General features: G+C 68.1%; 24 protein-coding genes and 1 pseudogene. 13 read left to right on the forward strand and 12 right to left on the reverse strand.

The genetic code is table 11. The annotated features are described in order from the left end of the window. From HC022_RS28995 to HC022_RS05290, 3 genes and pseudogenes are all read right to left on the reverse strand, one after another. Positions 1-164: pseudogene (locus HC022_RS28995) on the reverse strand (molecular chaperone TorD); the annotation flags it as partial. After that, positions 161-754: a DUF3306 domain-containing protein gene (locus HC022_RS05285; protein WP_167451664.1), complete on the reverse strand. Its 594-nt coding sequence runs from the start codon at positions 752-754 to the stop codon at positions 161-163. The pseudogene HC022_RS28995 and the gene HC022_RS05285, both read right to left, overlap by 4 nt. Beyond that, positions 751-1,290: a DUF3305 domain-containing protein gene (locus HC022_RS05290; protein WP_008887948.1), complete on the reverse strand. Its 540-nt coding sequence runs from the start codon at positions 1,288-1,290 to the stop codon at positions 751-753. The genes HC022_RS05285 and HC022_RS05290 overlap by 4 nt, the downstream gene beginning before the upstream one ends. 372 nt (positions 1,291-1,662) lie before the next feature. Between HC022_RS05290 and HC022_RS05295 the strand changes: the two genes are divergently transcribed. Genes HC022_RS05295 through HC022_RS05315 form a run of 5 tightly spaced genes read left to right on the forward strand, consistent with a single transcriptional unit; the run spans position 1,663 to position 6,156 of the window. After that, positions 1,663-3,621: a 4Fe-4S binding protein gene (locus tag HC022_RS05295; RefSeq protein WP_167451666.1), complete on the forward strand. Its 1,959-nt coding sequence runs from the start codon at positions 1,663-1,665 to the stop codon at positions 3,619-3,621. Between the two features lie 27 nt (positions 3,622-3,648). After that, on the forward strand, positions 3,649-3,861 hold the full coding sequence (locus HC022_RS05300; protein ID WP_008887989.1) for a DUF6494 family protein: 213 nt from the start codon (positions 3,649-3,651) through the stop codon (positions 3,859-3,861). Next, positions 3,858-4,937, forward strand: a complete 1,080-nt coding sequence (locus HC022_RS05305) for an Mrp/NBP35 family ATP-binding protein (protein ID WP_167451668.1) — start codon at positions 3,858-3,860, stop codon at positions 4,935-4,937. Before HC022_RS05300 ends, HC022_RS05305 begins: the two co-directional genes overlap by 4 nt. Beyond that, positions 4,934-5,644, forward strand: a complete 711-nt coding sequence (locus tag HC022_RS05310; RefSeq protein WP_008887957.1) for a biotin/lipoate--protein ligase family protein — start codon at positions 4,934-4,936, stop codon at positions 5,642-5,644. The genes HC022_RS05305 and HC022_RS05310 overlap by 4 nt, the downstream gene beginning before the upstream one ends. After that, positions 5,641-6,156: a DUF6505 family protein gene (locus tag HC022_RS05315; protein ID WP_167451671.1), complete on the forward strand. Its 516-nt coding sequence runs from the start codon at positions 5,641-5,643 to the stop codon at positions 6,154-6,156. Before HC022_RS05310 ends, HC022_RS05315 begins: the two co-directional genes overlap by 4 nt. 117 nt (positions 6,157-6,273) lie before the next feature. Here HC022_RS05315 and HC022_RS05320 read toward each other — a convergent pair whose 3' ends face one another. The 5 genes from HC022_RS05320 to HC022_RS05340 all read right to left on the reverse strand — a co-directional run bounded on the left by HC022_RS05320 (position 6,274) and on the right by HC022_RS05340 (position 10,932). Further along, positions 6,274-7,089, reverse strand: coding sequence for a substrate-binding domain-containing protein (locus HC022_RS05320; protein WP_167451673.1), 816 nt, complete (start codon positions 7,087-7,089; stop codon positions 6,274-6,276). Further along, positions 7,086-7,799: an ATP-binding cassette domain-containing protein gene (locus HC022_RS05325; protein WP_167451675.1), complete on the reverse strand. Its 714-nt coding sequence runs from the start codon at positions 7,797-7,799 to the stop codon at positions 7,086-7,088. Before HC022_RS05325 ends, HC022_RS05320 begins: the two co-directional genes overlap by 4 nt. Further along, positions 7,796-8,500: an ABC transporter permease gene (locus tag HC022_RS05330; RefSeq protein ID WP_008887963.1), complete on the reverse strand. Its 705-nt coding sequence runs from the start codon at positions 8,498-8,500 to the stop codon at positions 7,796-7,798. The genes HC022_RS05325 and HC022_RS05330 overlap by 4 nt, the downstream gene beginning before the upstream one ends. A 225-nt stretch (positions 8,501-8,725) precedes the next feature. Beyond that, the gene (locus HC022_RS05335; RefSeq protein WP_008887893.1) at positions 8,726-9,733 is read right to left on the reverse strand and encodes a ParB/RepB/Spo0J family partition protein; all 1,008 of its coding nucleotides are present in this window, start codon (positions 9,731-9,733) and stop codon (positions 8,726-8,728) included. Then, positions 9,730-10,932 carry an AAA family ATPase gene (locus tag HC022_RS05340; RefSeq protein WP_089963569.1) on the reverse strand — a complete coding sequence of 401 codons (1,203 nt, stop codon included), beginning with the start codon at positions 10,930-10,932 and terminating at the stop codon, positions 9,730-9,732. Before HC022_RS05340 ends, HC022_RS05335 begins: the two co-directional genes overlap by 4 nt. Positions 10,933-11,582: 650 nt before the next feature. Between HC022_RS05340 and HC022_RS05345 the strand changes: the two genes are divergently transcribed. The 3 genes from HC022_RS05345 to HC022_RS05355 are packed head-to-tail and all read left to right on the forward strand — an operon-like array spanning position 11,583 to position 14,871. After that, complete coding sequence (locus tag HC022_RS05345) at positions 11,583-12,611, forward strand: replication initiation protein (protein WP_167451677.1); 1,029 nt, start codon at positions 11,583-11,585, stop codon at positions 12,609-12,611. Positions 12,612-12,637: 26 nt separating this feature from the next. Beyond that, positions 12,638-14,605: a cache domain-containing protein gene (locus tag HC022_RS05350; protein ID WP_254884947.1), complete on the forward strand. Its 1,968-nt coding sequence runs from the start codon at positions 12,638-12,640 to the stop codon at positions 14,603-14,605. Positions 14,606-14,643: 38 nt separating this feature from the next. Next, positions 14,644-14,871, forward strand: a complete 228-nt coding sequence (locus HC022_RS05355; RefSeq protein ID WP_167451679.1) for a sulfurtransferase TusA family protein — start codon at positions 14,644-14,646, stop codon at positions 14,869-14,871. A 6-nt stretch (positions 14,872-14,877) separates the two neighbouring features. Here HC022_RS05355 and HC022_RS05360 read toward each other — a convergent pair whose 3' ends face one another. From HC022_RS05360 to HC022_RS05370, 3 genes are read right to left on the reverse strand one after another with little or no spacing between them, the layout of a single operon-like run. Then, positions 14,878-16,665 carry a bifunctional molybdopterin-guanine dinucleotide biosynthesis adaptor protein MobB/molybdopterin molybdotransferase MoeA gene (locus tag HC022_RS05360; RefSeq protein WP_167451681.1) on the reverse strand — a complete coding sequence of 596 codons (1,788 nt, stop codon included), beginning with the start codon at positions 16,663-16,665 and terminating at the stop codon, positions 14,878-14,880. Continuing rightward, a complete protein-coding gene (mobA, locus tag HC022_RS05365; RefSeq protein WP_167451683.1) occupies positions 16,662-17,306 on the reverse strand; it encodes a molybdenum cofactor guanylyltransferase MobA in 645 nt (214 codons plus the stop codon). Before mobA ends, HC022_RS05360 begins: the two co-directional genes overlap by 4 nt. Next, positions 17,303-18,181 carry a formate dehydrogenase accessory sulfurtransferase FdhD gene (locus HC022_RS05370; protein WP_167451684.1) on the reverse strand — a complete coding sequence of 293 codons (879 nt, stop codon included), beginning with the start codon at positions 18,179-18,181 and terminating at the stop codon, positions 17,303-17,305. The genes mobA and HC022_RS05370 overlap by 4 nt, the downstream gene beginning before the upstream one ends. Before the next feature lie 85 nt (positions 18,182-18,266). Between HC022_RS05370 and HC022_RS05375 the strand changes: the two genes are divergently transcribed. Further along, positions 18,267-18,788, forward strand: a complete 522-nt coding sequence (locus HC022_RS05375; RefSeq protein ID WP_008887899.1) for a DUF2478 domain-containing protein — start codon at positions 18,267-18,269, stop codon at positions 18,786-18,788. Between the two features lie 249 nt (positions 18,789-19,037). Here the strand turns inward: HC022_RS05375 and HC022_RS05380 are convergent, their stop codons facing one another. After that, a complete protein-coding gene (locus tag HC022_RS05380; RefSeq protein WP_217703891.1) occupies positions 19,038-19,643 on the reverse strand; it encodes a LysR substrate-binding domain-containing protein in 606 nt (201 codons plus the stop codon). Here HC022_RS05380 and HC022_RS28710 point away from each other — a divergent pair. The 4 genes from HC022_RS28710 to HC022_RS05400 all read left to right on the forward strand — a co-directional run bounded on the left by HC022_RS28710 (position 19,635) and on the right by HC022_RS05400 (position 23,403). Beyond that, the gene (locus tag HC022_RS28710) at positions 19,635-20,333 is read left to right on the forward strand and encodes a hypothetical protein (RefSeq protein ID WP_217703893.1); all 699 of its coding nucleotides are present in this window, start codon (positions 19,635-19,637) and stop codon (positions 20,331-20,333) included. The genes HC022_RS05380 and HC022_RS28710 overlap by 9 nt on opposite strands. Before the next feature lie 157 nt (positions 20,334-20,490). Then, a complete protein-coding gene (locus HC022_RS05390; RefSeq protein ID WP_167451688.1) occupies positions 20,491-21,168 on the forward strand; it encodes a VPLPA-CTERM sorting domain-containing protein in 678 nt (225 codons plus the stop codon). A 285-nt stretch (positions 21,169-21,453) separates the two neighbouring features. After that, positions 21,454-21,720 (forward strand): hypothetical protein, encoded by a 267-nt coding sequence (locus HC022_RS05395; RefSeq protein WP_167451690.1) that lies wholly within the window; start codon positions 21,454-21,456, stop codon positions 21,718-21,720. A gap of 366 nt (positions 21,721-22,086) precedes the next feature. Further along, the gene (locus tag HC022_RS05400; RefSeq protein ID WP_167451692.1) at positions 22,087-23,403 is read left to right on the forward strand and encodes an acetamidase/formamidase family protein; all 1,317 of its coding nucleotides are present in this window, start codon (positions 22,087-22,089) and stop codon (positions 23,401-23,403) included. Positions 23,404-23,614: the final 211 nt, after the last annotated feature.

Raw genomic sequence — 23,614 nt, forward strand, 5'->3', positions numbered from 1 at the left:
GTGATCCCCTGCCCCAGCTCGCTGTCATCGCCCTGAAGCCCGGCGGTCTGGTCAAGCAGCATCCGGTCGGGCGGGTTGCTGAGCAGCAGCCCGAGGAAATTGTAGAGATCCGCGCGCAGGCGGTCTTCCTCGGCGACCCGGACGGTCTGTGCGGTCTCGGTCATGCGGGGCGTCCTTCGTCGAACTGGAATTGCATCCGCCGGAACCGGGGCGGAAGGATGTCGGCGGCGGGCTCGTCCTCGACCGCGTCGGCGGGCGGGACCGGCTCGGCCATGGTCATCTGCGTCGGAGGCTCGGGCAGCGGTGCGGGCGCGTCAGTGGCGAGCTCGACCTCGGGCTCTGCTTCTGCCACTTCGGGTATCTTCTCGGCGACCTCCTGCACGCGCTCCGCGAACCCACGGCCGACCTGGTAGAGGGTCTGCATCCCCTCCTTCACCACGGCGGCGTCAGTGAAATCGTCCTCGTAGTCGTTGAGCCCGTCGAGGCAGGCGAGCACCGGGTTCGAGCGCCACAGCGTGCGCAGCGCCCGTCGCTTGAGCCGCTGCGGCAGCTGCGACGCGAGGAAGCGCTGAAGCTCCTCGCCACCGACGAGGCTTTCCGGCTCGGGCAGGCCCAGCTCGGCCAGCAGCTCTTCGTCGCTGCGCACCTCGAGCTCGGCTTCGGTCTTCGCGGCGTCGGCGGCGGCGACCGCCTCGGCCTCGGCGCGTTCCTCGGCGGCGACCGCCTCGCGGCGGCGGGACCAGAAGCCGCTCATTGCATCCGCCTCCGTTGCAGCGCGGGCGAGGCGTAGACGTCCCCTACCCCGCCGATGCGCGGATCGCCGATGCCGTCCTCGACCTTGTCGACCCGCTCGCGGTGCCGGCGGCGCTTCACGAATTCCTCGTCCTCGTGGAAGAGCTCGACGAAGTCGCGCACCCAGGCCTCGATGCCCGGGGTCATGGCGACCTTCTCGACCAGCTCCTCGCCGGTATCGCAGTAATCCTGCGCCTCGTAGGGCGAGGCGGTGACGAGCAGGATCTCGAACGGCGTGTCGGGGGTGCCGGGCATCTGGCGCATGATCACGTAGAGGCAGGGCACCTGCGCGCCGAGCCCGTGGACATAGGCCTCGGTCTCGGCCCCGAAGAGCTCGAGCGTTGCGGTCCCGGCGTGGAACTCGACCACGTCGCCCTCGCGCCGCAGCTCGCGCCAATGCGCGTCGCCGGCGCCCGGCAGGATCGACGTCGCCTTCCAGGCATACTTCGCCCAGCGGGTCACCCCCGGCTGCCGTTTGACAACGACACCGATCGGCATGGACCGATAAGGTTTCTGTTCCTGGGTCACGGGGCCTCCTGCGTGAGGGCCCAAGATGGAGCTTTCGGCTGAATCGCGAAAGGGGGATCCTTGATCTGTCGGTAAAATCTCCGCGCGGTCGGCCTTTCTGGCCAGCCCGACCGGGCCACTTTCGGCGAAAGGGACATTTTGTCCATCTTGACTAATTTGCTCTGATTTCGGCGACAAATCGCTTACCCTGCGGAACCCGGCGAATCACCTGCGCCGATTGGCCTTCAGCGTCTGCCGAAGTCCCTTGAAATCCGGTTGAAGCCGTGCCCATTCGGACGCTAGCCTTTCGGCGCACCAGCGCCGGACCGGGCCCGAAACGGGCCCCAGCCAATGGGGGAAAGCATGCCCAAGACATTGATAACATGCGATTGTCTGGGAAGCCAGACGATCGACGCCGAGGCCCTCTCCAAGGCCACCGGACACGCGGTCGCCCCCCCCTGTTCGGCGCTCTGCACCACCCAGATCGCCCGCGCGGCAACCGCCATGACCGGCCCGGACGCGGCGGACACGATTATTTGCTGCACCCAGGAGGCCCGCACCTTCGAGGCGCTGGCTGAGGAACTCGACGTCGCCCCCCCTGCCCTGCTCGACCTGCGCGACCGCGCCGGATGGTCCGCCGATCCCGCCCCGAAACTGGCCAAAATGTCCGCCCTCGCCGCCGAGGCCGCCCTGCCCGCCCCCGCCGGCCGGATGCTTGACGTGATCTCCGAGGGGCTGTGCCTCGTGCTCGGATCCACCGAGGTGGCGCTTGCCGCCGCCGAGCAGCTCAAGGACCATCTGGGGGTGACGGTGCTGCTGGAGGATGCCGCCGAGATCCCCGACACCCGCGCCTATGACGTTGTGGTGGGCCGCCTGCGCCGCGCGTCCGGCGCGCTGGGGCAGTTCGAGGTGGTCATCGACGCGCTGCAGCAGGTCGTGCCCGGCGGGCGCGGCGGCTTTGCCCTGACCGAGCCGCAGGACGGCGGGCGCAGCCAGTGCGACATCGTCCTCGACCTGCGCGGCGGACAGCCGCTGTTCCCCGCCCACGAGAAACGCGAGGGCTACCTGCGCGCCGATCCGACCCACGCCCCCGCCGTGGGCGCCGCGATCCTCGCCGCCTCGCACCTCGTCGGCACCTTCGAGAAGCCGCTCTACATCCGCGCCGAGCCGCTGCTCTGCGCCCATTCCCGCGCCGGGCAGACCGGCTGCACCCGCTGTCTCGATCTCTGCCCCACCGGCGCCATCCTGCCTGACGGCGATCACGTCACCATCGACCCGATGATCTGCGCCGGATGCGGCGCCTGCTCCGCCGCCTGCCCCTCAGGCGCGGTGAGCTACGACGCGCCGCCGGTGGACCTGACGATGCGCCGGGTGCAGATCCTTGCCAAGGCGTTCCTCGACGCCGGGGGCCACGCCCCGCGCCTGCTGGTACACGATGCCCATGGCGCCGAGATGGTGCGGCTTTCGGCCCGCCACGGCCGCGGCCTGCCCGCCGACGTGATCCCGCTCGAGCTGCCCGCCATCGGGGCCTTCGGTCATGCCGAGGCGCTGGCCGCGCTGGCCGCCGGCTTCGCCTCGGTCACGCTGCTGCCCGGCCCCGGTGCGGACCGCGACGCGGTTGCCGCGCAGGTGGCGCTGGCCTCGGCCATCGCGGGCGAAAGCCGCATCGCGGTGCTCGACACGCCCGACCCCGACGCCATGTCCGACACGCTCTACGGCGGAGAGTCCCCTGCCCCGCTGGCAAGCCCCGTGCGCCCGATGGGCACCCGCCGCCAGATCGCCCGTCAGGCGGCCCGCGCGCTGCATCCCGAGGGCGGCATCCTGCCCCTTCCCGCAGGCGCGCCCTATGGCGCCGTGATGGTCGACACCGGCGCCTGCACGCTCTGCCTCTCCTGCGTGTCGCTCTGCCCCTCGGGGGCGCTTGGCGACAACCCGGACCTGCCGCAGCTCCGCTTCCAGGAAGACGCCTGCCTGCAATGCGGGATCTGTGCCACCGTCTGCCCCGAGGACGCGATCACGCTCGACCCGCGATTCAACCTTGACGAGAGTGCGCTTTCGCAGGAGGTCCTGAACGAGGAAGAGCCCTTTGCCTGCATCGAATGCGGCAGCCTCTTCGGCGTGAAGTCCACCATCGACCGGATCACCGAGAAGCTGCGAGGGCATTCGATGTTCGCCGACGGTGAGCGGCTGCGCATGATCCAGATGTGCGATGACTGCCGCATCAATGCGCAGTATCACAACCAGAACAACCCGCTGACCGGGCCCGAGCGTCCGCGTCCCCGCACCACCGACGACTACCTGTCCAAGCGGCGCGACCACTGACCCGCGCCCCGAACCGGAGAGATCCCGATGAGCGACGATTTCAACATGTCGATGCGCAAGTTCCTGAAGCAGGTCGGCGTGACCTCGCAGCAGGCCATCGAAGAGGCCGTGCGCAAGGCCGAGGCCAGTGGCGGCAGCTTTCCCGTCAAGGCCGTGATCACCATCCCCGAGCTTGGCCTCACCCATGAGGTCACCGGCGAGATCACCGCCCCCGACGCCGGGGACGACGCGCAAGCATGACCCCTGCGCCCCTGACCCGCGACGCGGTGCTCGTCGCGCTGAAGACCGTGGACGATCCCGTCGCCGGTGGCGACATCGTGGCGAGCGGCGTTATGCGCGCGCTCAACGTCTCGGCCGAGGGCGCCGTGCGCTTCGTGCTCGAGATCGCGCCGCGCCACGCCGAGACCTACACCGCCGTGAAGACCCGCGCCGAGGAGGTGCTGCGCGCCCTGCCCGGCGTCACCGCCGTCTCCATCGTGCTGACCGGCCACACGGAAAAGGCCCCTCCCCCGGATCTCAAGCCGCAGCGCGCGGCCGAGCCCAAGGGCCCGCAGAAGGTGCCCGGCATCGACCGCATCCTCGCCATCGCCAGCGGCAAGGGCGGCGTCGGCAAGTCCACCGTCTCGGCCAACCTCGCCGTGGCGCTGGCCCAGCAGGGCCGCCGCGTCGGGCTGCTCGATGCCGATTTCTACGGCCCCAGCCAGCCGCGGATGCTGGGCGTCTCGGGCCGCCCGGCGAGCCCTGACGGCAAGACCATCCTGCCGATGCGCAACCATGGCGTCACCATGATGTCGATCGGCCTCATGACCAACGACGACCAGGCCGTGGTCTGGCGCGGGCCGATGCTCATGGGTGCGCTGCAGCAGATGCTGACCCAGGTGCAATGGGGGGCGCTCGACGTGCTGATCGTCGACCTGCCGCCCGGCACCGGCGACGTGCAGATGACGCTCTCGCAGAAGGCGCAGGTGGACGGCGCGATCATCGTCTCGACCCCGCAGGACGTGGCGCTTCTGGACGCGCGCAAGGGCATCGACATGTTCCAGCAGCTCAAGGTGCCGCTGGTCGGCATGATCGAGAACATGAGCACGCACATCTGCTCGGCCTGTGGTCACGAGGAGCACGTCTTCGGCCATGGCGGTGTCGCCGCCGAGGCAGCCAAGCTCGGCGTGCCGCTGCTGGCCGAGATCCCGCTCGACCTGCAGATCCGCCTCGCCGCGGACGGGGGTGCGCCCATCGCGATCAGCCAGCCCGACAGCGCGCAGGCGCAGGCCTTCCACGACATCGCCCGCGCGCTCGTCGCGAAAGGCGTGGCATGAGCACCGAGGCGCTCAGCTTCCCGCCGCTGATGTATGGTGAGCCGGTCGCAGCGGATGCCTTCGACCACGCCTGCATGAAGGCGACCATGGGCTGCGATGCCGGCATGGTCGCCTATGCCACAGGGCAGAACCGCATGGAGGCCGCGCTGGTGCTTGCCCCCGAGGTGCCGCTGATGCGCGCCATGACGGTGCTGCCAATCTGCGGCGTGGGGTTCCAGAACGCGCTCGGCGCGCTCGCCCCGCCCGAGGTCGCGGTGCATCTCGGCTGGGACGGCACGCTCTACCTCAACGGGGCGCGCTGCGGCGGCTTCCGCTGCCGCGCCTCCTCGCGCATTCCGCAGACGGTGCCTGACTGGCTCGTGGTAGGCTTCACCCTGCCCCTCTGGCCCGAGTCGGACAACCCCGGCAACACCCCCGACCAGACCACGCTCTTCGGCGAAGGCTGCCCCGACGTGCACCCGCCGCAACTGGTCGAGGCCTGGGCCCGGCACACGCTGCACCACCTCAACCAGTGGGAACAGGACGGCCCCCGCGCGCTGCACGCAGAGTGGCGCGGCCTGGCGCGGGACATCGGCGAGGACGTCACCCGCGACGGTCGCAGCGGCACCTTCCTCGGCGTGGACGAGGACTTCGGCATGCTGCTGCGCGACGAGACCGGCACCACCCACCAGATCCCGCTGACCACCCTTCTGGAGCAGTCGCCATGAGCCAGGCCGCCCCCCTGCATCTCGCCCGCGCCATCCATTTCGACGAAAGCGACACCCGCGTCTTCGCGAGCCCCGCGCGCACCGGCGAATGGTGCCTCTCGGGCGGCTTCGAGTTCTCGGACTGGACCGAGGGCGATCTCGCCGGCAAGGCGCGGCAGGCGTTCTCGAACGGCTGGCTCGGGCTCGAGACCTTTGGCCGTGTGACCTTCGTGGCCGTGACCCAGATCGAGCCCGGAGAACTCGAGGCGCTGACCGCGCGTCTCGCCGAGCATTTCGTCACCTACTACGGTGCCCCATCGGCCGAGGCCGCACGACCCGTCGCCGCCGAGGAGCTTGCCCAGATGGCCGGGCTCTGCGCCGACCACGCGCCGAACACGCTGCTCACCGTCGCCCGCGAACTGACCCCCGCAGGTGTGCGCGAGGCCTACAGGGTGATCGAACCGCAGGCTGCCGAGCTCGATCTTTTCGCGGTCCATGGCTCGCTCGACGAACCGCACGATCACGACCACTAAGCCGCTTTCCCGGGAAATTGCCCATGGGCAATTATTTCCCACGGGCAATTTCACCAATGCAAAGGGCCGCGCAGTCATCTGCGCGGCCCTTGTCGTTTCAGCCCCTTGCGGGCTGGATCAGTTGGCGTTCTCGCCCGCGTTGAAGACGAAAAGCTGCTCGCCCGCGATCTCGTAGCCGTTGATCAGCTCCTTGGCGCGGTCCGACACCAGCCATGCCTCGAGCTTGTCGACCAGCTCGGTCTGACCGTGCTCGTGCTTCTCGGGGTTCACCGGGATGTAGGCGTACTGGTTGAAGAGCACCGGGTCACCCGCGAACAGCAGCCCGAGGTCCGCCTTGTTGCCGAAGTTCAGCCAGCTCGCGCGGTCCGAAAGGATGTAGCCGTTCATGCCCGCGGCGGTGTTGAGCGCGGCGCCCATGCCCTGGCCAACGGCGTTGTACCAGTCACCGAACCCCTCGACATCGAGCCCGGCGTCCTTCCAGAGCGCCAATTCCATCTTGTGGGTGCCGCTGTCATCGCCACGGCTCACGAAGGCAGACTCCGTGCTGGCGATGTCCTGCAGAGCCTCCACGGCGGTCTCGTCGTCGGCGATGCCCGCGGGGTCGTCGGAAGGCCCTATGAGGACGAAATCGTTGTACATGATCTCGGTGCGGTGGGTGCCGTAGCCACCCTCGATGAAGGCCTCTTCGGCGGGACGCGAGTGTACGAGGATCGCGTCGACGTCGCCGGACTCACCCAGCTTGATGGCCTGGCCCGTGCCGACGACCAGAAGCTGGACCTCGAGCCCGAGGTCCTTCTGGATCTCGGGCAGCAGCACCTCGGCGAGACCGGAGTTGTTGAAGGAGGTCGTGACGGCCATCTTCATCACGTCCTGTGCCTGCGCGGCACCTGCGACCGCGACCAGCGCGGCGCTCAGAAACAGTTGCTTCATCATTCGACGATATCTCCCTTCAGAAATGCCCGTGCCTGCGGCGTATCGGGCGCCGTAAAAAACGTGGATGCGGGGCCGTTCTCGTGGATGCGCCCCTGCAGCAGAAACAGAACTTCGTCGGCAAGGCGCCGGGCCTGACCCATGTTGTGGGTCGACATGACCAGCCGGGTGCCCCGGTCGCGGGCGGCCAGCAGGATCTCCTCGATCTCGCGCATGGCGCGCCCGTCGAGCGACGCGCAGGGCTCATCGAGGAACAGCACGTCCGGCTCGATGATCAGCGCGCGGGCCAGCGCGAGCTTCTGCTGCTCGCCGCCGGACAGGACCGGCGCGTAGCGGTTCAGCACCTCGCCAAGACCGACACGCCGGGCCCAGTCTGCCGCGCGCGCCTGCGCCTCCTTGCGGGCCACGCCACGGATCTGCAGCGGATAGGCGATGTTCTCGGCCACGGTGCGGCGCAGCATCACGGGGCGCTGGAACACGAAGGCCTGCGCGTGGCGCGCATCCTCGAGCGGACAGGCCCAGTCGATGCGCCCCTCGGCAAGCCGTTCGGTCCCGTGCAAGAGGCTCAGGAGGCTGGTTTTCCCGGCGCCGTTCGGACCGATCACCACGGTGATGCCGGCGCCTTCGATGCGCAGGTCGACGGGCCCCACGATCGTGCGGCTGCGACGACGCCCGACGGCACCGTCAACGGTGAGGGGGAGAAGACGGCTCACCAGCGATCTCCGCGCTCGGTGCGGCTCAGCCAGTGGATCGACAGGTTCACCACGACGGCGATGCCGATCAGCACGAAGCCGAGCGCCAGTGCAAGGCCGAAGTCACCCTTGCCGGTCTCGAGCGCGATGGCCGTGGTCAGCACCCGCGTCGCGTGGTCGATGTTGCCGCCGACGATCATGATCGCGCCGACCTCGCCGATGGCGCGGCCAAAGCCCGCCAGCGAGGCGGTCAGCAGCGCGCGCCGGGAATCCCAGAGCAAAGTCCGGATCTTCTGCCATTGCGTCACGTTCATCGAGATCAGCAGGTCATGGTACTCGGCCCAGAGTTCGCGCAACGACTGGTGCGCGACCGAGGCGATCAGCGGCACGATGATGATGGTCTGCGCGACGATCATCGCCGTTGGCGTGAACAGCAGCCCCAGCACCCCGAGCGGCCCCGAGCGCGACAGGACCACGTAGACGACAAGCCCCACGACCACCGGCGGCAGGCCCATGAGCGCGTTCAGGATCGCGATGATCCAGCGGCGCCAGCGGAAGCGCTTCACCGCGAGAAGCGCCGCGAGGGGCAGGGCGATGACTGAGGCCACGAGCAGGGCAGAGAGCGTGACCCTGAGCGAGCGAAAGGCGATTTCGGCCAGTTCAGGGTCGAAAGTGACCACCAGCCAGAAGGCCTGAGAAAACCCGCTCCACAGATCGACCATCGGTCGATGCTCCTCCCTCGTCCCGCGCGAGGCGCGGTTTCGTGCCAAATTCGGTGGCACAGTGTCAGGATCGCCGCTGGCGTGCCAGTCCCGCGCACCGGAATTCGGTGCTGCGGGCCAAACTGTCCAGAATTTCGTGAGTTGTCCCACAGTCATGGACAAAATGTCCGTGAGGCCGGGGAAGGGCCGGAATTGCCCGTGGGCAATTCCCGAGGGGCAGGGGACTCAGCCCTCTGACCGGCTGTCGAGATAGGCCGCGAAGGCCTCTTCCAGCGCCTCGCGCGGGAGCGTGTCGTCGAAGCTCATGGTGACCTTGCCGGCCTTGGTCTGGACCCGCAGCCCGGCACCGAAGACGGCCTTTTCGACGGGCACCGCGGGCTCGGCCGGCCGGGCCGCGCGGGTGAGACGCCGCATGACGCTCGCCGCATCGACGAAGCTGCCGCGCCCCTCGCGGGCGGCCTGCTGTTCGCGCCCGATGGCGGCGGCCTCGGCCATGATCGCGGCGCTGCTCTCGGCGGCGCCCAGCAGGGGTTTCAGCTCGCGCGCGTTGCGCTCGCGGATCTCGCGGACATTGGGGAAGGCGGCGATGACCACGTCCGGCAGCTTGGCGAGCTGCAGGTAGCGCGAGAGCCAGGGCTGGCTGACCTCGAGCCGCTCGGCCATGGCCTTTTGCCGCCCACCGTAATAGCGCGCGACGGCGTCGGCGTAGTCGATTGCCCGCTCGTAGTCCGAGATGTCCTCGCGGTCGCGGTTCTCGATGTCGGCGAGACGGAAGGCCTCTTCGTCGGTGAGATCGCGCACCTCGATCAGGTAGCGGAACTGCGGGTAATTGTTGGCGCGCAGCCAGCTCACAGCGAAATGGCGACGCGCGCCGCAGATCACCTCGTAGTCGAACCCGGGCTCGGCCGAAGGCCGGACGATGGCGGGAAACTCCTGCTTGCCCTGCGCGCGGATGCCGTCGATCAGGTCACGGCAACTGTCCTCGGTCAGCAGCGAGTATTCCCGGTTGTGCCGCTCCCACATGCGGCAGCGGGCCGGGTCGACCCAACGCAGGGTCTTTTCCTCGATCTCGCCCGAGAGCCGCTCGCTGATCGTGGTCGAGCGCTTGAGGAACCGCGCGCTGCCCGCGTCATGGTCGGAGGCGGGTTTCGGCGCCGCCGGGGCAGAGGGCTCGTCGAGCCCGCTCAGGACGTCGTCGAAGATCGCGTCGTGTTTGCCGTGCTTGCGGGTCATAGCAGTCCCTCCTTGCGCAGCTGCGCGTGATGACTGGGCCAGGTCTTGCGGATGAGGATCTCGATCTCGCGCCCGACCGCGTCGAGATAGGCCCGGCAGCGCTTGTGGGTGTCGGTGCGCGTGGCGGCGCCGGTGAGCTCGTAGACCGTGCTGAGGTTCGCCGTCGCGTTGTCGATCTCGGCGCTGTCCTTGAGCACGGCCTGCAGCATGTCCATCGGGAACACCGCGTCCATCATCCGCTTGATCGCCACATGCGCCGACTTGCTGTCGTTCATCTTGGTCGCGAGGATCTTGACGAAGGCGTAGTCACGGGGACCACCGGCGCGGGCGAGTTCGTTGAGCGTGGCGCCCAGCATCTTGAGGAAATGCGCCGTCGAGCCGAAGTCGATGTTGTTGGGCGGGGCCGGGATCACCAGCGCCTCGGCCGCGCGCAGCACCGAGAGCGACAGCATCCCCAGCGCGGGCGGCGGATCGAGCAGGATGACGTCGAACCGGTCCTTGATCGTCTCTATTCCAGTCCGAAGCCGGTCGAGCACGAATGTCTGCTCGCGTGCCATGCGGGCGGCAAACTCGTATTCCGCGTCGTAGAGACCGAGGTTTGCGGGGATCAGCGCGACGTTCGGCCAGTAGGTCGAGCGCAGCGCATAAGAGAGGTCGGGCGGGCCGCCGTGGCGGAAGAACGGATAGAGCGTGTCCTCTTCCTCGTCGACATCCACGTCCGGGTTCAGCCCGAAGATCGAGGTGGTCGAGGCCTGGCTGTCGCAGTCGATGACGCAGACCCGGTAGCCCTTGAGCGCGAGGTACTGCGCAAGGTGGCAGACGGTGGTGGACTTGCCCACGCCGCCCTTGAAGTTCTGGATCGCGAGGACCATCGCGGGATCCGAGGGAGCGCGGTAGGGCAGGGTGCCGAACACCTGCCGCATCCGGTTCACGTCGGCGAGGCTGTAGCCGGTGCGCCGCCCGGTCTGCGGGTCCTTCTCGGGCTCGGGCAGGCGCCCGTCGGCTTCGGCATCCCGTATCAGCTTTTCACTGCGGCCCACCATCTCGGCGGCGCGGCGCACGTTGAACTGGAGATCCAGTGATTTCTGGTTGCCCGGGGCGTAGAGCCTGTCGCGCAGCCGGTTGATGACGGTCGATGCCCGGGTCGCGAGACGATCGAGCTCGTCGAGGGACACCGTGGGAAGGGCGGACTGCTCCATTTCATCCTCTTCTTGGGACTGGGTCGAAGGCGCGGGACCTGCGTGTTCGCTCGAATCATGGCCCGTCCGGCCTCTGCGCTCAAGTGCGAATAATTCGGGGATCTGGCCGAAAAAGCGGAAATCTCGGGTAGTGGGTCGGATGATCGGAAACCATGTGCTCAAGATCGTGTTTCCGATCTTTTCTCAGCCGATTCAACCGATCTTGCCCAAACTGTAAGGGTTTTGGCTGACGGAGTCCGTTTTGCCGCATCCGGAGGGGCCCGACACCCGGATTTTCCACACCCTGCCTGACCCTGCTGTTCTGGATTCTAGGTGTTCTATCTTCGTCACCGACAACCCGATGATATTGCGTGACTATTCCGGGATAACCTTACATCCTGGGCTGTCTTGGCTTACCTCTCGGGATGCGAGCTCATACGTTCCGGGAGGCGAAAGCTTACGGATTGGATGGGGCCTTATTCTTACCTTTTGGGTGACTTTCGCCACCGACTCAAACCCCTTGATTTACTGCCTGTTTTTAAAGGACTTCGCGAATCGGACCGGGGAGGGGGAGGCACACAAAGCTTACGTTTCGGGTGCTGGACGGATCGGGGGGCCTCTGATAGCTTACATCGCAACGAATACAAAAGTATGAGCAGACAGGTAACGCAATGGCGCAGCGACCGGCGTCTCCGAAACCATATCGCACCATCGAGGCCCGGCCAAACGCCGAAAGCCTGATCAAGCCCGGAGAGCTGGTGGACCTCGTCGAGGTCACGCCGCTGACGCTTGCCGACCGGCGCATCTACAACCAGCTGCTCGAGAATGCGTGGGACGCCATCGACAAGCCGGTGACGCATGTGATCTCGAAATCCGACCTGCGCGGATCGCACAATTCCAACGACCGGGTGGGCGAGACCATCGAGCGGCTGATGTCGGCCATCGTCAAGGTGCGCGTCACCCGTGATGGCGAGGACGCCATCGAGCGGGTGCAGCTTCTGGGCGGCAACATCGAGACCACGCGCCGCGACGGGCTCTTGGAATACGAGATCCCGCAGCGGCTGCGGCGGATCATCAAGGACAGCACCGTGTTCGCCCGGCTGCAGCGCGAGGTCATGTTCGCGCTCAGCTCGAAATACGCGCTGACGCTCTACGAAATGATCCAGAAACGCGGCAACCTGCGCTACCGCAGCTCGGAGAAGTTCTCGCTCGAGGACCTGCGCGGCATCCTCGGGGTTTCGAAGGGCAAGCTGACCTCGTGGTCGAACCTCAAGCTGCGCGCCATCGACCCGGCGCTGGCCGAGGTCAACGCGCTGTCGGATTACGTGGTCGAGATTGCGCCGCTCAAGACCGGGCGGCGCGTCACCCATGTCGAGCTGCGCTGGTGGCGCAAGGACGAGGGCGGCAGCGCGCAGGTGGAGCGCGAGCTCAGCTTTTCGAAGGTCGGCCGCAAGGCGCGGATCAGCGGCAGCGAGGAAGTGGTGACCGAACCCAAGGCCCGGCCCGCATGGCTCGACACCCGCGGACCCGCGCTCCGGACCGAGACCTACGAGACCGCGCGCCTGCGCTACCCGGGGTACGACATCTACCATGTCGAGGGCGAATGGCGCGCCTGGGCGAAGGACCGCGAAGAGGCGCGCGATCCCGACCGCGCATTCCTCGCTTTCTTCCGCACCTTCGTCGAGAAGAACCCGCTGTGACCGGACTGCGCGACCGGGCGCGCCGCATGCTGTCCTCGGTCCGGCTGCGGTTGCTCGTCCTCGCGCTGGCGCCGCTCATCATCCTGATGCCGCTGCTGCTGCTCATCGGCATGGCGCGCTGGACCGCGGATTACGACGCGCTGCTGATCGCCAACGTCGAGAGCGACCTGCGCATCGCCGACCAGTACCTGACCCGCATGATGGAGAACGCCAGCGGCCAGCTGCAGGCCACCGCCCGCACGGTCAGGTTCGCCGAGGTGCTCGCCAGCACGTTCGAAGAGCAACATCGCTTCTTCACCGAATCCCGCGGGTCGCTCGGCTTCGATTTTCTCTACTACCTGCCCTCTGCCGCCGCCAAGGCCCCGGGCGAGGACTGGCCTGTCATCGCGCAGGCGATGCAGGGCAAGGCCACGGCCCAGATCGACCTTATGTCCGCGGAACAGCTCGATGCACGCACGCTCGGGCTCGCCGTTCAGGCCCGGATCAACGAGCTGCCGGGCAGGGGGGAGGCAACGACGCAGGTCGAGACGCGCGGCATGGTGCTGCACGCCGCCAGCCCTGTGGTTCGGAACGGTGAACGCGTCGGCGTTCTGGTGGGGGGCGTGCTGCTCAACCGCAACCTCAAGTTCATTGACGACATCAACGAGCTCGTCTTCCTCAACCCGGTGACGGGCGGCGACCGCAAGGGCACGGTAACGGTGTTCCTTGACGACCTCCGGATCTCGACCAACGTCAGTCTCTTCGAGGGGCGCCGCGCCATCGGCACGCGCGTCTCGGAGGCGGTGCGGCATCAGGTGCTGGAGGAGGGCAAGATCTGGCTCGACCGCGCCTTCGTGGTCAACGACTGGTATATCTCCGGCTACCTGCCGCTGCACGACAGCTTCGGCGAGCGGGTCGGGATGCTCTACGTGGGCTTCCTCGAGGCGCCCTTCAACGCCGCCAGGCGTGCCGCCTATTTCTGGATGATCGGCGCCTTCGTGGCGGTTCTGCTGCTCTCCGCGCCGGTGTTCCTGTGGATGGCGCGCGGGGTCTTCACCCCGCTCGAGGCGATGACGCAGGTGATGCGGCGGGTGCGGGCCGGGGATCTGACGGCGCGCATCGGGCCGACCCGCAAGCGCGACGAGGTCGCGCAGGTGGGCGCGCATCTCAATGACCTGCTGGAGCAGGTGCAGGACCGCGACCGGCGGCTGCGGGCCTGGGCCGACGAGCTGAACGCCCGCGTCGACCAGCGCACCGCCGAGCTGCGCGAGGCCAACGACAAGCTCGAACAGGCGTTCCACCAGCTGGTCACGCGAGAGAAGCTGGCCTCGATCGGCGAGATCACCGCCGGCGTCGCGCATGAGATCAACAACCCGATCGCGGTGATTCAGGGCAATGTCGACGTGATCCGCGAGGTGCTCGGTCGCGAGGCCGAGGACGTCCGCACCGAGCTCGACCTGATCGACGACCAGGTGCGCCGGATCGACACCATCGTGGGCAAACTGCTGAAATTCTCCCGCCCCGGGGACTACGGCACCTTCGCCAGCGAGGTGCCTCTCGAGCCGGTGCTGCGCGATTGCCTGGTGCTGGTCGAGCATGTGGTCACCCGCGCCCATGTCGCCGTGCGCACCGAGTTCGCCGACGTGCCCCCGGTGCGGGTCGAGCCGGGCGAGCTGCAGCAGGTGGTGGTGAACCTGATCGTCAACGCCGTGCAGGCGATGGGCGAGGCGGGCGAGCTCTTTCTCACGCTCGGGCCCGAGACGCGCAACGGCCGCGCGGGCGCGGCGTTGCGGGTGCGCGATACCGGGCCGGGGGTGGCGGAAAGCTCGATTCACGCCGTGTTCGACCCGTTTTTCACCACCAAGCAGGGCGAGGGCACCGGGCTCGGTCTCTCGATCTCGCAGAGCCTGATCCAGCGGGCCGGGGGGCTCATTTCCGTGCGCAACGTCACCGACGAGGCGGGCACGGTCACCGGCGCGGAATTCACCGTCTGGCTGCCCGAGGCGGCGGCCTGACCATGGACAGGGCGCAGCGCGCGGATTAGCAAGACAGCATGGATGTGACCGCCGAACTCGATGCCGTGGGGCTGCTCTGCCCCTTGCCCGTGCTCAAGGCACGCAAGCGCCTGTCCCAGCTCGCGACCGGCGAGGTGCTGCGCATCCTCGCCGATGATCCGGCGGCGGTGATCGACGTGCCGCATTTCTGCACCGAAGCCGGGCACGAGCTCTTGTCGATGCAGGACGAGGGCGCGGTGCAGATCTACCTCGTCCGGCGGGGCTGAGCGGCTCTAACGCAGCCCAAAACCCTCGTAAGGCAGGAACCGCACGGGGCTTCCGGGAGCGATCTCGACAGCCTCGTCGGGCAGCTCGACCAACCCGGTCGCCCAGGATAGCCCGCTGATCCGGCCCGAGCCTTCCGACGCAAACACCTCGGCCCGTCCCTCGGCATCGAGCCGGGCGCGCAGGAACTCGCGCCGTCCCGGCTTCTTGCGCTTGGAGAAGGCGGCGGGGACGGTGAAGCCCTGCGCCTCGGTCCAGCCCGCGCCCGCCAGCAGCGACAGGGCAGGGCGGGCGAAGATCAGCGCGCAGACAAGTGCTGCCACCGGGTTGCCCGGCAGGCCGAAGACCGGCGTGCCGTTCCACATGGCAAGCGCCAGCGGCCGGCCCGGTTTCAGCGCGATCCGCCAGCTCGAGAGCGTGCCGCGCGCGCGCAGAAGGGCAGAGACATGGTCCTCGTCCCCGGCCGAGGCCCCGCCGGAGGTCAGGATGACGTCGCACTCCTTCGCAGCCGTGTCGAGCCGGGCGGCGATCAGCGCCTGATCGTCTCGAACGTGGCCCAGATCGACCGGCGCATAGTCCCAGCCCTCGGCCAGCGACAGCAGCATCGGGCGGTTGGCGTCCCAGATCTGGTGGGGCAGGGCGGGCTCGGCGGGGCTCGGGACGATCTCGTCGCCGGTCGAGAGCACACCCACCCGCAGCTTCCGCTGCACCGTCACCTCGCCCAGCCCGAGCGCCGAGAGCAGCGCGAGGTCGGGCGCGCGCAGCCGGTGCCCGGCGGGCAGGGCAGGGGAGCCCTCGGTGACGTCCTCGCCCGCCTTGCGGGTGTTGGCGCGGAGCTTTACCGGCCCGTCGAAGGCGACGTTCGTGGCGTTGACCGCGCAATCCTCTTCGAGCACCACGGTGTCGACGCCCTCGGGCAGGATTGCCCCGGTGAGGATGCGCACGGCGTGGCCCGCAGGCACCGCGCCCTCGAAAGGCTGCCCGGCGGCGGCACGGCCCGCGACCAGCGGCAGGCGCTGCACGCCTTCGCCGGTCGCCTCACGGGCGAAGCCGTAGCCGTCGACCGCGGAATTGGGCCGAGGCGGGTTGGACCGGCGCGCGACGGCGGTCTCGGCCAGCACCTGCCCGCGGGCGGCGTGGGTGGCGCAGGTCTCGGTCCCGGTGACCGGGCGCAGGACCGATTTGAGCCGGGACAGAGCCTCATTGACCGGCACCCAGGCCACGCCCTGCGGCATGGCGAAACAATCGTCGCGCAGGCGCGGCGGGGTCAGATCGCCGGACGCGGCCTCGGAAGGCGCGGCCACCACCAGCCCAAGATCTGCGAGGATGAAATCGGCAATGGCGCCGGTGTCGTCGATATCGAAGCGGGGCAGGGGGCTTTCGACCGGCGCATCCGAGGCGATCGCCCGGACGCTGTTGTTCTCGGCAGAAAGCAGCGCCTTGCCGGTCTCGGCCCGGTGCGCCTCGATCTTGGGATGCGGCGCGGTCTTGTAGCCCTCGACCAGCACCACATCGGCGGGCGAGAGCCGCGCCAGCAACGCCTCGAGCGGCGGCTCGGGCGCATCGCGGAGCTCGGCCATAAACGCCCAGCGGTGGGGCGAGGCCAGCAGCACCTCGCCCGCACCGGCCTGCCGATGGCGAAAGCTGTCGGTGCCGGGCTGGTCGACATCCGTTGTGTGATGCGCGTGCTTGACCGTCGAGACCGAGAAGCCGCGCGCGGTGATCTCGGCCACCAACCGCTCCATCAGGCCGGTCTTGCCCGCGTTCTTCCAGCCGGTGACGCCGTAGACCTTCATGCCGCGCCCTTCAGCAGCGCTTCGGCATGGGCAAGGTCGTCCGGCGTGTTGACGTTGAAGAACGGATCGAAGGGCTCGGCAGGGAACAGCGCCTCGCCGGCGCCGTGCCCGTCCGTCCAGGCCACCACCTTGCGCAGCCCGTCCCCGAGCGCCCTACGCAGATCGTCGCGCAGCGCCACCGGCCAGAGGCCGAATGTCGGGTGGCGATTGACCCGCTTTCCGCCGGATTTCAGCGCCTCGTCGCCGGTCCGGGGTGTCGCGGCCAGCGCCAGGGGATGGGGCTGGCCCTCGGCAGCGAGCAGCAGCCGGGGCACCAGATCGCAGGGGAAAAACGGCGTGTCGCCCGCCACGGTCACGATGCTGTCGGCGCCCTGCGTCGAGGCCCAGTCGAGCCCCGCGAGCACACCCGCCAGCGGCCCGGCGAAGCCCTCGATGCTGTCGGGCAGCACCGGCAGGCCGGTGTCGGCAAAGCGGCTCGCATCGCCGTTGGCGTTCAGCGCGAGCCCCGCCACCTGCGGCTCCAGCCGGTCGATGATCCGCGACAGCAGGCTCTCGCCGCCGACGCTCAGCAGCGTCTTGTCGCCGCCGCCCATGCGGGTGGCGAGCCCACCGGCCAGAATGACCCCGAGAGGCTGTTTCATGCGTCGTCTCCTGCGCTCTTGCGGCGCGATTTGCGGCTGTCGTCAGGGATTGTCGAGGGGTCCGCGTCGCGCAGCAACCGCTCTTCGCCCGAGAGGCAGATGAAGCGCTGCCCGCGCATCCGCCCGATCAGGGTCAGCCCCACCTGCCGCGCGATCTCGACGCCCCAGGCGGTGAAGCCCGAGCGCGAGGCGAGCACCGGGATGCCCATGAGCGCGGTCTTGATCACCATCTCCGAGGTCAGCCGCCCGGTGGTATAGAGGATCTTGTCCGCCGCCGTCACGTCGTGGCGGAACATGAAGCCCGCGACCTTGTCCACCGCGTTGTGGCGGCCGACGTCCTCCATGTAGACCAGTGGCCGGTCCTCCTGACACAGCACCGTGCCGTGGATCGCGCCCGCCTCGAGATAGAGCGAGGGCATGGTGTTGATCTGGCGCGCAAGCGCATAGAGCCAGCTCGTCCGCACCTGTGTCTGCGGCAGCGACAGCCCCTCGAGCCCCTCCATCATGTCGCCGAAGACGGTGCCCACCGCGCAGCCCGAGGTCCGGGTCTTCTTCCGCATCTTTTCCTCGTAGGAGGTCTGCCGCTCGGTGCGCACCACGACCGTCTCGATCTCGTCGTCGTAGTCGACGCCGGTCAGCACGTCGTCGTCGAGCAGCATCCCCTGATTGCGCAGGAAGCCGAGCGCCAGGTACTCGGGGTAGTCGCCGATGGTCATGGCGGTGACCACTTCCTGGCGGTTGAGGTAGATCGTCAGGGGGCGCTCCTCGACCACCGCGATCTCGGTCTCGGCGCCGGTCTGGTCGTGTCCGGTGACGCGGCGGGTCAGTCCGGGACGGGTGAGGTCCGGCAGGAGGGGAAGCTTGGGGGGGATCACGCTGTGGCTCCGGTGTCTTGGCGTTGTCTTTTCGGCCCGCGGGGTATCTTGTATGTCCCGGACGGCAGACGCAACAGGAGACGCCATGCTGGGATATGTCGTGGCCGAAGGACAGGGCGAGGCGGATCGCCTGATCGCCGGGGTCGCCCGGACCCTGATCGCACGCGGGCTGCGGATCGCCGGGGCCGTGCAGGTCAATCTTGAGTCCGACCCGGCCCACAAGTGTCTGATGGACCTGCATATCCTGCAAGGTGACGCGGTGGTGCGCATCACCCAGGACCTCGGCGCGCTGTCGCAGGGCTGCCGGCTCGATCCCGAGGGGCTCGAGCACGCGGTGGGGCTCGTGCAGGCGGCGCTGGCCGGGGGTGCGGATCTTGTGATCGTGAACAAGTTCGGCAAGCAGGAGATCGGCGGGCGCGGCTTCCGCCCGGTGATCAATGAGGCGCTGTCCTCGGGCATCCCGGTGCTGACCGCGGTGAACGCCGGCAACCTTCCCGATTTCGAGACCTATGCCGAGGGTCTGGGCGAGCGGCTCGCACCGGATGCGCAGGTGCTGTCTGACTGGGCCGGACGCATGACCGCCGGGGCGCAGGAGGCGAACGGCTGAGGCCTTGCCATCGTGCGTGCGCCGAGACAAACGCGCAGGGCAAGCGGTCCTGGCGGGGCCGTGTCTGGGAGGGAAGGGGGGGAGCGCGGCGACCCTCAGGGAGGAGGAGGGAGGGTCGCCGCTTATTCCTGGGTTCAGGGAGGAGGAGAGAACCCGGGAAACTCTGTGGCACATCTCTGCGCCGTTATCGCTAACCTAGGCATTGCTGCGCCGCAGCGCAAGGGTCAGCAATGCAGACCTGCCTTGACGTCAGTGCATGTCCGGGCGGCCATTCCGCGCGAAGGCCCCGGACAGGGTGCGGTGGGTACCGCCAGCCGCCGGTGAAGGCCATCGACCGCAGCGCCCGCGGGAGGGCACTCTCTCGGAAGGCGCAGCACGAGACCGGAGTCGGGCGTTGCCGGGGATGCCGATCGGGATCTGGAAGCAGACCGCCTGTTCATAGAGAACGTACTGACGCATCAGGTCGATGCTGTCGGCCTCCTCCACGGGACGCAGCGATATCGACCGGACCTTGGTCGCCTGCGCCAGCAGGTGCCGCACCCCGTATTCCGGCGAGGGGATGACATGGGGACCGGCGAGGCAGTCGCGCAGCCGCAGCACCTCGCGCCCGGCAAGCGGGTGGGGCCCGGCCAGCACTGCGCAGACCGGCTGCTCGGTGGCCTCGATCACCTCGAAATCCACGAGGCGCGCCGGCTCGAACACCAGCGCTAAGTCGGCGGCGAAGGCGCGGAGCTCCTGCTCGGCCCGGGCGCGATCGCGCGTCCGGATCGAAAAGGTGACGCCGGGATGCTCTTCGCGGTAGCGGGCGACCTCGCGCGGCAGGAAGACCGGGTTCAGCGCCTGGATGTGCTGCATCAGTACCTCGCCCGCCGGGTTGTTGAACCGGACACCGCGGGGCAGGCGCTCGCGGCGGCACGCAGCTCCGGCATGCTGATCGTGCCCACGCGCGGGGGCCCCCGGCCCGACCCGTCCGACGGGCCGCCCGCCTGGACCCAGCGCGGCTTGCCAAGCCGACAGATCGGCGATCCGGGCCCGATGGGCCGCATCCTCGTGCGTGGCGAGCCCGGCCACGACATCGTGCCGGCGTTCTGTCCGCTGGCGGGCGCGGCGGCGCTGGGAATGCCCGGGATCGCCGGCATGAACGCGGGCGCGCTGGCGGAGAGCCTCCCGCATTTCGGCTTCTCGATCCCGATCCCGGCCATAGACCACGTGTTCACGGGTTTCGAGTTCCTCGGCTTCATCCTCGTGACCGCGATCCCCTTCGGTGTCTATGACCTCGTCGAGGTCATGGATAACGTCGAGAGCGCCGAGGCGGCGGGCGATGTCTGCTCGACCACCGAGGCAATCTCGGCCGAGGGGACGATCTCGCTCATCGGCACACTGCTTGGCTCGCCCTTCGCCAATGCCGTCTACATCGGCCACCCCGGCTGGAAGGCCATGGACGAGCGCGACGACGGACACAGCGCAGCTTTCGTCTCTTCAATGTCTCCCGATTGCAAAGCGGAGGCCGGCCGTGACCGGCCCGCGCGGACCCTCCGGGATTGATGGTCGCCTGCGCCATGCTCCCGAATAAGATGAAGTGTGCATCACAGAATCCCTTGTAAATAAGGGTCATATCTGTAATCTGTCACTGCTCAGACGTTTTCTAATCGCCTTTAGGTTTAAAATTAGCGCTTAAAGGCATTTCTTTAGGGTCTACGACATGATTTTTGCAGCCAAACTCAAGAATATGGTGGTAGCGGGCTTGATTGGTGCGGGCGTTTTGCTCGGTGCGTCGCAACAGGCAGGCGCGGTCACTTTCCCCTTCGAAAATATCCCGGGTGCGGGTGTTGCCGGCGATGCCTATGCCGGGAACTTCTCGCTCGATGTGACCGATCTTGGCTCTGGCAACGCGCTTTTCCAGATCGTGAGCGCTGCTGCCCCGGCGCTGAACTACTTCATCCGCACGATCTTCGTGCATGATAGCTCTCCGTCCCTCTTCACGGCGCTGCCGAATAGAAACGATCAGTCCCATTCGGTCGGCACCGTCAACATGAGACGCTATTTCAGGGGCAATCTCCCGCAGGGCAACAATGTCGGCTTCTCGACCGACTTCATCTTCAACCGGGTCCCTGGAGCGGCCAACGCCAATGCGATCCAGCAGGGTGAAACCGGCGGCTTCATCCTTGGCGTGTCCGGAAGCTTCGCCTCGATCATCAGCGCGCTGACCTCTGGCGAGCTGCGCTTCGGGATCCACCTGCAGAGGCTTCCCGGCGGTGCGTCCGACAGCTTCGTGAACTCCGTGACCCCGGTGCCGCTGCCGGCCGCGGGGATCCTTCTGATCGGCGCGTTGGGCGGGCTCGGCTTCGCTGCGCGTCGCAAGAAGCGCATGGCGGCCTGATCGGTCATCCCCCCGCGGCGAATGTCGCGGGGGGATGGCAAGTCGGTTGAAAAAGGGAACGGGCCGCAGCTTGACTGTGCGGCCCGTTTTTTCTTGCGTCGTCGCGGAAGAGCCGTGACGCGCGAGAGAGAGAGAGAGAGAACGGAGTGTCCAGGCCCGTTCCCGGCGATCCTTGCCCGAAACGACGTCGCCGGCCGTGGCGGCGGCATCCTTTGCCGGGTCAGGCGCCTGCCCGCCGACCGCCGCGCACGGTTGCGGGTGGGCAAGGACATTCTGGAGGTCCCCATGAAACTCGCCGGAGGCCGGACCACTTGTGGTCAGGGCAGCGGCGTGCTGCTGTCCGGCACCGTCTTCCTGCGGCCACGCCGCGATATCGGCAACGCGCTGAGCTTCGGTTTTCCCGTGCGCTACAAGACGGGGCAGGTGTCTGTCGACGGCCGGCTGCAGGACGTGGTCGCGGACGGTTTCGACGCGGGGCCACGCTACGGGGGATGTGGATCAGGACAGGAATGCCGTGCGGGGCGGTCCGCCGTTGCGGGCGCCTCGGGATAGCGACGACCGATGACTGGGACCGCCTGTGCTGCCCCGTTCCCCAAGGGATCTGCGCGATCATTCTTGAGTGACCTGTCACAACCCCACCACCAGCAGCATCAGACGATGGGGTCTCGGCATCAGGCTGCGTTGGGCAGGTGTCGCCAGGGCATCAGGGGTGCCATCGGTCATCGAAGCTTCCGCTCTGCAAGATCTTCAGGGCCGCCGCGACCAGGAAACGGGAGACCGCCTGCCGGACATTCGCCCGCTCCGGTCTCGGTCGGCGCAGTCTTCCGGAAGCATCAGAAGTGCGGAAGCTTCGCTTGCAGTTGTGCGTCGCCGCGATAGTCTCGCGCCAACAATCGTCACAACACTGGAGAGGCTGTCATGCCTGATGGAAGCACATCCGTAGCGCGTCGTAGCGCCGTGGTCTCGGAATTCACCAACAGCGTTCTCGACCCCGACGCGCCGATGCTGGGCCCGGTGGAGAACGGTGGCACGATCATTGCCAACACCGCCCCCGGATGCTGGGGGCCGATGATCACGCCCCGGCTGCGGGGCGGTCACGAGGTGACGACACCGGTCTTCGTCGCCGGTGCCGAGGTCGGCGATGGCGTCGCGATCCGCATCCGGGACATCACCGTGACCTCCATCGCCACTGCCTCGGGGCATGACAGCTCTCCCGAGGGCTTCTGCCTTGGCGATCCCTACGTCGCGGCGCGCTGCCCGGTGTGCGATACCGTCTGGCCCGAAACCCATGTCGAGGGGATCGGCGGCAACGCGGTGAAATGCGATGCCTGCGGCAACACCGTGAAGCCGTTCGAGATCGTCCACGGCTACACTGTGACCTTCGACGAGACCCGCACCGTCGGGCTGACCCTGCCCACCGAAGCGGCCGAGACCATCGCGCATGACGCGGCCCATTACGCGGCCCTGCCGGACGGGAGCCGCCAGCACTCGATCCTGACCTATGCGCCGTCCGACATGCCGGGCACGCTGGTGCGGATGCGCCCCTTCCTCGGCCAGCTCGGGACCTGCCCGTCCATGGCCATGCCCGACAGCCACAACGCCGGCGACTTCGGGGCCTTCCTTGTCGGGGCGCCGCACAGCTACGCGATCACCGAGGAACAGCTGGCCGAGCACAAGACCGACGGACACATGGACATCGACGCGGTCCGCGCCGGCGCGATCCTCGTCTGCCCTGTGAAGGTGCAGGGCGCCGGTGTCTACATGGGCGACATGCACGCAGGGCAGGGGGATGGCGAGATCGCCGGCCACACGATGGACGTGTCGGGCAGCGTCACGCTGCAGGTCGAGGTCGTGAAGGGCTACCCGCTCGACGGGCCGGTGCTGTTCCCGCTCGAGGAAGACCTGCCGCCATTGGCCCGGCCGTTTACCGCAGCCGAGAAGGCCAAGGGCCAGCGTCTTGCGGACAAGTGGAACGTGGCCGAGATCGAGCCCATGGCGCCGATCTCGGTCATCGGGACGGCGGCGAACCTCAACGCCGCGATCGACAACGGGCTCGAGCGCGCGGCAAAGCTTCTCGGCATGACGGTGGCCGAGGTGCGCAACCGCGCGACGATCAACGGCGCCATCGAGATCGGTCGTGCGCCGGGCGTGATCCAGGTCACCTTCCTGGCGCCCCTGTCCCGCCTCGATGCCGTGGGCCTCGGCGACTACGCGCGCGAGCAATACGGGCTCTGATCACATTCCCGGACCCGGGCGGTTGTGTGTGCCGCCCGGGTCCGATCGCGTTGGGAGTGTCGGGGTGTTTTTGTGGCGTCGGGATTTGTCGGGTAGGCGCGGCCGCTGGTTGCCGCCCTTGGCTCCCCAAATGCAGGAGAGCCGGATCGGGGGACTTGCCTTCAAGCTTCGGGCCGCCGGAAACTGAATTCTCTGGCGGTCTCCCGATGAA

Source organism: Salipiger sp. HF18, assembly GCF_011806505.1.
Taxonomy (GTDB): domain Bacteria; phylum Pseudomonadota; class Alphaproteobacteria; order Rhodobacterales; family Rhodobacteraceae; genus Salipiger; species Salipiger thiooxidans.